Source organism: Gordonia sp. i37 (assembly GCF_002043085.1).
Taxonomy (GTDB): Bacteria; Actinomycetota; Actinomycetes; order Mycobacteriales; family Mycobacteriaceae; genus Gordonia; species Gordonia polyisoprenivorans.
In genome coordinates, this window is record NZ_MVPX01000427.1 from 1 (window position 1) to 1,811 (window position 1,811).

Here is a 1,811-nt window from a genome sequence, read left to right on the forward strand (position 1 = left end):
GAGGTCGAGGTGTGGGGCTCGGTGATCGAGCACGCCGACAAACTCGCACGCGCCGAAGTGTCTCTGCAGTTCACGGTCTCCCGCAGTAAGGCCGGCAGCTGGATTGCTCTGGCGGATCTGTTGGAGAAGTTCCCGCTCATCCGCGCCACCTATCTGAACGGGGAACTGTCCACCGACCGGGCCTCGATCATGGCGCGCGCCGCCCAACGTGGCGCGGACACCGACACCGGTGATGAGTCCGGTAACGAATCGGAGATGTCGTTCGAAGAGATCGTCCTGGACTACGGATCCCGCGCGACGACCGATCCGGTGCTGTCGCAACAACTCGACGCTGCGCTGATTTCGATGAACCCCGACAGCGTGATCGAGGAACGCGAAGATATCGCCGACCTGGTGGGGAACGTGACCATCGCCCCCGATGTTGCGGGGCACTCCTCTCTGGATGCGGTTGTTCCCGCGCATTATGGGGTGTTTCTCACGACGCAGATCGAGGCGCTGATCGATGAACGGACCTGCCGTAAGGACCCGCGTCGCGTGGGGTCGCTGCGGGTGATCGCACTGGGTGAGATCACCGGTGTGCCGGGGGCGCACCTCGACTGCGAATGCGGACAAGATGATTGCCCGAAACGAGGTGGCGGCACCGACAGCAACGGGTCGGCCGAAACACCCGCCGACGCTGCCGATGCGGCAGCGTGGGACGACTTGCTCCCCGAACCGGCTGACGCGGATGCGCCTGAAGTCGAGGATGTCGAACCTTCCGTCGCGCCGGAGCCCTGCGCTGCGCAGGAGGTGGTCGATGCGGAGGAGCCGGTCGTCGAACCCGAGATCCCCGACCCGATGGATGAGCCGACGCCGGAGGAGGTGCCGGTGGCGTTCGGACGTGCCTTGGTCGTGCCCGGGGCACCTGTGTTGACGGTGCTCACAGACCCGGACGGGATTCTCGTCCCCCGGTTGCAGGGGTACGGACCGATCGACCCCGACTACGCGGCCACCCTCGCCGAGATAGCGAAAACCGTCCATTATCCCGAATCCGTGCGCACGGCTGGACCGTTGATCCCGCAGATCTCCGACCGACCCCAGGCCCCGCCCGAGGATCCGACCGGACACGGTGGTCACACCGTGCCACCTCCTGGGGCATTGACCTATGCACCCAGCGCCACCTTGCGCGCTGAGGTGCTGGCCAACGACCCCTGGTGCCGATACCCCTACTGCGGCATGCCCTCACACCTGTGCGACCTCGATCATTGGCGACCCTTCAACCACACCGACCCCGAGGCCGGAGGGTGGACGGTGCTCGGTGATCTGATCCCGCTGTGTCGGGCAGATCATCAACGCAAACACCTCGCCGAGTGGGTGCCAACGCTCTACACCGATCGGCGGGTGGAGTGGCGGAGTCGGTGGAGTGGGCAGGTGATTGTCACCTACCCGCGGTGACGGAGTTCCGCTGTGGGGTGGAACCAGCTGTGACTCACCGGGTCTCGAGGCTCGGCGCACGCGCCTCGCACCTCGACCACCGAGCAACGTCCGGTACACCCCCGATGGTCAGCGTTCGCGCAGGATGAGATCGGCGATGCCGTCGCGATCGGTGACGTCGAGTTTGGTGCAGGCTCGGTAGATGTGGCCCTCGACGGTGCGTACCGAGACGGTCAGCCGTGCGGCGATCTGCTTGTTGGAGAGGCCGGAGGCGACGAGGTTGGCGATCTCACGTTCGCGGGTGGTCAGCGGCAACGGCTGGGCGGCCTCGACGAGCGCCGGGGTGCGCAGTCCGCCGCAGGCGGCGGCCAGCCGGTTGGCCATGGACGAGGATGCCA

General features: G+C 66.4%; 2 protein-coding genes. One reads left to right on the top strand and one right to left on the bottom strand.

The features are described from left to right. Positions 1-1,434 (top strand): HNH endonuclease signature motif containing protein (locus B1964_RS21120; protein ID WP_079931166.1); only part of this gene is annotated, 1,434 nt, incomplete at its 5' end. A gap of 108 nt (positions 1,435-1,542) precedes the next feature. Here B1964_RS21120 and B1964_RS21125 read toward each other — a convergent pair. Continuing rightward, positions 1,543-1,811: helix-turn-helix transcriptional regulator (locus B1964_RS21125; protein ID WP_139765821.1), on the bottom strand; the 269-nt coding region annotated here is incomplete at its 5' end.